Source organism: Nocardia sp. NPDC004415 (assembly GCF_053602435.1).
The window spans coordinates 1-3,850 of sequence record NZ_JBSGDP010000120.1; the positions used below are offsets into that span (position 1 = coordinate 1).

5 protein-coding genes and 1 tRNA gene are annotated in these 3,850 nt (G+C 66.0%); 1 reads left to right on the plus strand and 5 read right to left on the minus strand.

Annotation, left to right across the window (positions count from 1 at the left end; translation table 11 throughout):
• Nucleotides 1-92 precede the first annotated feature (92 nt).
• The 5 genes from ACWEMY_RS29110 to ACWEMY_RS29130 form a co-directional block, all read right to left on the minus strand.
• Complete coding sequence (locus ACWEMY_RS29110; protein WP_452392588.1) at nucleotides 93-1,280, minus strand: tyrosine-type recombinase/integrase; 1,188 nt, start codon at nucleotides 1,278-1,280, stop codon at nucleotides 93-95.
• 96 nt (nucleotides 1,281-1,376) lie between these two features.
• Entirely contained in the window at nucleotides 1,377-1,607 is a 231-nt protein-coding gene (locus ACWEMY_RS29115; protein WP_452392589.1) for a helix-turn-helix domain-containing protein, read from the minus strand.
• Between the two features lie 642 nt (nucleotides 1,608-2,249).
• A tRNA-Pro gene (locus tag ACWEMY_RS29120) sits at nucleotides 2,250-2,323 on the minus strand.
• 90 nt (nucleotides 2,324-2,413) lie between these two features.
• The gene (locus ACWEMY_RS29125; RefSeq protein WP_452392590.1) at nucleotides 2,414-3,103 is read right to left on the minus strand and encodes an ATP-binding cassette domain-containing protein; all 690 of its coding nucleotides are present in this window, start codon (nucleotides 3,101-3,103) and stop codon (nucleotides 2,414-2,416) included.
• A gap of 55 nt (nucleotides 3,104-3,158) precedes the next feature.
• Nucleotides 3,159-3,365: a hypothetical protein gene (locus tag ACWEMY_RS29130; RefSeq protein WP_452392591.1), complete on the minus strand. Its 207-nt coding sequence runs from the start codon at nucleotides 3,363-3,365 to the stop codon at nucleotides 3,159-3,161.
• 194 nt (nucleotides 3,366-3,559) lie between these two features.
• On the opposite strand from ACWEMY_RS29130, the gene ACWEMY_RS29135 reads away from it, so the two are divergent.
• Nucleotides 3,560-3,778, plus strand: coding sequence for a hypothetical protein (locus tag ACWEMY_RS29135; protein WP_452392592.1), 219 nt, complete (start codon nucleotides 3,560-3,562; stop codon nucleotides 3,776-3,778).
• The last annotated feature ends 72 nt before the right edge of the window (nucleotides 3,779-3,850 follow it).

Here is a 3,850-nt window from a genome sequence, read left to right on the forward strand (position 1 = left end):
CTCTCTTACCAGGGGCTTCGCCAGTTCGCATCCGGAGCGGCAGATCAATCACGCTGCGGTGCAACATGGTTCAGCGGCAGGATGAAAAAGGCTCAGTGGGTTTTGGCGACCGCGGTGGTGTTTCCGAGTTGGCGTGCGGCGTTTTCGGGGTTGCCGGTCGCGTTGTCGACGGCGGTGGCGACGCCGCGGCGGAAGGTGCGTGGGGTGACCCAGGCGAAGGTCGTGCCGCGGGCTGCTCGCCAGATACGGCCGAAGTTGTTGGGGTTGCGCAGTGATCCGTTGTTCGCCGGGAACAGGAGTCTGAGGGGGTTGGGGGTGCGGTTGAGTTCGAGGTAGGCGCTGGCTTCACGGATGGACTCGATGCTGTGTGGCGGCAGCAGTATTCGCCGCCATCCGTTGTCGGTCTTGGGTGCGGGTTTGCGGACCCATCCACCGTTGGGCCCGCCCCGGATCTGTTCGAGGGTACCGGTGATGTCGATATAGGGGTCCGGGGCGTCGAGATTGATGTCGTCGAGGAGCAGGGCGAAGACTTCGTAGGGCCGGATGCCGGTGCCGGTGATGACGTCGAGGACCCACACCATGGTCCAGTCTCGTCGCGGTCCGGTGGTGTAGGCGGGTGTGCCCGGGATCTCCTCGCCTCTCGCCCAGGTGCGGACCTGGGCACGGAACGCGGGCAAGGCGTTCATGTCGGCGACCTTGCCGCGGGCCTTGCCGCGGGCGCGGCGGAACCGGTCAACGTTGTTGACCGGGTTGGTGTCGATGACATCGTGGAGGACCGCGATCTGCATCATGGCGCGCAGGATGACCTTGTGTTGTTTGGCTTTGCGTCGCAGGCCGAGGGTCAAGAGTCTTTTGAGGTGGCGGTCGAGTTCGCCGGCGGTCGCTTGCCAGATCTGGAGGTGCCCGATCGTGTTCTCGATCTTGATCGTCTTGGGGTCGGCGCGGATGTCGCGGGAGATCTCGATCTCGCGGCGATAGTCCTCGATTAGGCCCGGTGAGCAGTTCGGGTCCAGGCGCATGGCGGTCAGCAACTCGCGTGCCAGTTGCATCAGCGTGGTGGTGCGGGTGATCGGCGCCTCGGCGGGGACCTCGTGGAAGTCCCGCATCGCTTCGGCGAGCTTGTTGCTGGCCTCGGTTGGACTGTCACCGATTCGTTGGATCACGGTGGTCTGCCAGGCGCCGTAGTGGCGGACCACGGTGCGCCACTTGCCGTTCTTCTGTTTGCTCGGTTTGGATGGGGTTCCGAATGTGCCGACGGGGCGGGCAGGGCGTCCGGGCACGATTGGTCCTTTCGTGAGGTAGGGGCTGGGCGCGGGCATGCTCGGTGAGTCGGCCGCAACGGCCCGTCGGGAGCGAGGTGGTGCCCGGGCGGGGCGTCAGAAGGTGTCGCGGCGAGGGGAAGGGAGTTCGGTTGTCAGGCGCCGGTGTTCCCACGCGCGGATCTCGGCGAGCCGGTACCGGCGGTGGCGTCCGAGGCGGGCATACATCGGTCCGATGCCGGTGGAGGCCCAGGTGGCCAGTGTCTTGGCGGGGATCTGCAGTCGGCGTTCCAGATCGGCTGTTGTCAGCCAGGTCTCGTCGTCGACCCGGGTTGGTGTCGCGGGCACGGCGAGGTCATCGGATGCTGCCGCGAGCAGACGTTGGTGTTCCCAGTGGCGGACGTCACCGAGTCGGTATCGGCGGTGGCGTCCGAGGCGGGTGTAGCGAGGTCCTGAGCCAGCCGATGCCCAGGAACCGATCGTCTTGAGCGGGACGGTCCATCGGGTGGCGAGATCGACACTGCTGAGCCAGGTTTCGTCACTGGCCAGCGGGGAGGGCGTAGTCGCCTTATCTGGCGTTCGCCGGGAGGAGGAAGGCATGGATCGCTCACTTCTTCCCTGGTGAGCGACTCTTCCTGCGATTCAGTGTATCCGCATGCCGGAGCCGGCCTCGGGCCGCGCGCTGCCGTGATCAGTGGCCCGGAGGTGTGTTGTGCTGCTGGGACTGGTTCGGCGGACGATCCGGCCTCGAGTGGGTGGCTGTTCAGACCGTCTAGGGATCCCTGGAACCCGGGTGAGTGACATTGCTCACTATTGGTGCGGTGGTGTGGTGATGAGGTCTCGGAAGTCCGCGATTCGGCGTGAATCGGACCTCTCGGAGGGTCGACGGCGGCAATTTTTGTGCAATAAGTGTGTGTTTTGGGCTCATTACGTCAAGTCTCCGCACACGAGAAAACCCCTTCCGACCGAGGTCAGAAGGGGTTTTCGCTGTCGGGCTGACAGGATTTGAACCTGCGACCACCTGACCCCCAGTCAGGTGCGCTACCAAGCTGCGCCACAGCCCGTTCTTGCCCCCGTTGCCGGGTGCTCGGAAAGATTACCGCACCTGTCGGCGTAGGTACTAATCGGCTGGTAGATGGGTGTTTCTCGGGGTGTCAGAGGGCTGGGCGGAAGTAGGTCGAGACTCGGGGGTCGGTGGAGGTGGACAGCTCGTTCATCGTGCCTGTCGCGAGGATTCGGCCCTCGTCGAGGATGGCGAGCTGATCGGCGTAGCCGGTGGTGGTGAGCATGGGGATGTCGTTGGTGATCACGAGCAGAGCCGCTCCGGTGTCGGCGTATTCGCGTAGCGATTTCCACACGTAGGACGCGGTGCCCCGGTCCAAGGAGGCTGTGGGGTTGTCTGCGATCAGGACGGTTGGGGTGGTGAGGAGGGCGGTGGCGATCGCTGCGCGTTGAATTTGTCCTGCCGAGTGGTGTCGTGGGAGCAGTTCGAGGGTTGCCGTCGGGTAGCAGGCGGCGGCGCAGGCTCGGGTGACGGTCCATGCGCCGGGTTGTTCCAGTGCCTCGAGTTGCTCGCCGACGGTGCGGTCGGGTGCGAAGGCGTCGATTCCGTCTTGGGGGATGTAGCCGACGGTTCCTTCGACCAGTATCTCGCCGGTGGTTTGTGCGGTCACGGGCAGGCGGCCGGTGAGGGTGTAGGCGATCATCGTCTTTCCGGCGCCGGGGCCGCCGAGCAGGGCGGTGATCTGTGCGGCCGGAACATGCAGGCTGACGTCGGTGAGAGTGGTTGCGCTCCAACGGCCGGTGTCGACGTGCACGGTGAGGGAGCGCAGTTCGGCTGTCATGAGTTCAGTGTGTCGAGTCCAGCCCGACTGGGGGTGAGGTGACGGCGGTGAGGGGTTATCTCGGGATGACGATCGAGCCGCAGTTGTTGGCGCCTACGTAGCAGCCGATTGCGGTGAAGAGGGACTGGAGGGCGGAGGAGCCGGTGGCGGCGGCGAGGTCGCCGGGGGTGAGGGAGGATTCGGCGGTGGCGGGGGCCGCGGTGGTGAGGAGGGCGGCGGTGAGGGCGAGGGCTGCGGTGGCGGTGCGGGTGGTGAGGGTCATGGCGGAAGAATACGGACGGGGTGCCGGCTTCGGGCGCCCCTGAATTCTGGGGCACGGAGGTGCGTCGCGACTGCCAGCGCATTCTCAGCGGGGCCCGAGCGGGCTCGGAGGAACGGCCGTGACCATGGGTGATGTCGAGAGTGAACGCCCTGGTGAGTGAGATGGCTCATCGGCCGGACTTGAAGGAGAGCTGAATGAATGTCGTGAAGTCGACTACCGCGAAGGTGGCTGTTGCCGGTGGGGTTGCCGCGGCCCTGATCGGGCTGGGTGCGGGGGCGGCGAGTGCGCAGCCGCACGACGGGCCCGAGCAGCAGCGTCCGGGCCATGCTCAGCAGCAGGATCCGGGTCGGGATCACGGGGCGGGGCAGCACGGATTCTGGTTCTTCGATCGGTGGGTGCCGTTGCCCTGGTAGCGGTTCGCTGAGACCACGACAGCCCGAGACCGTCTCGGGGACGCCCATCGGTGTCCCCGAGACGGTGTCGGG

Bases quoted from the DNA above. Each gene is read 5' to 3' on its own strand.
- ACWEMY_RS29125 (WP_452392590.1), bottom strand. From the start codon at position 3,103: ATGACAGCCGAACTGCGCTCCCTCACCGTGCACGTCGACACCGGCCGT.
- ACWEMY_RS29130 (WP_452392591.1), bottom strand. From the start codon at position 3,365: ATGACCCTCACCACCCGCACCGCCACCGCAGCCCTCGCCCTCACCGCC.
- ACWEMY_RS29135 (WP_452392592.1), top strand. From the start codon at position 3,560: ATGAATGTCGTGAAGTCGACTACCGCGAAGGTGGCTGTTGCCGGTGGG.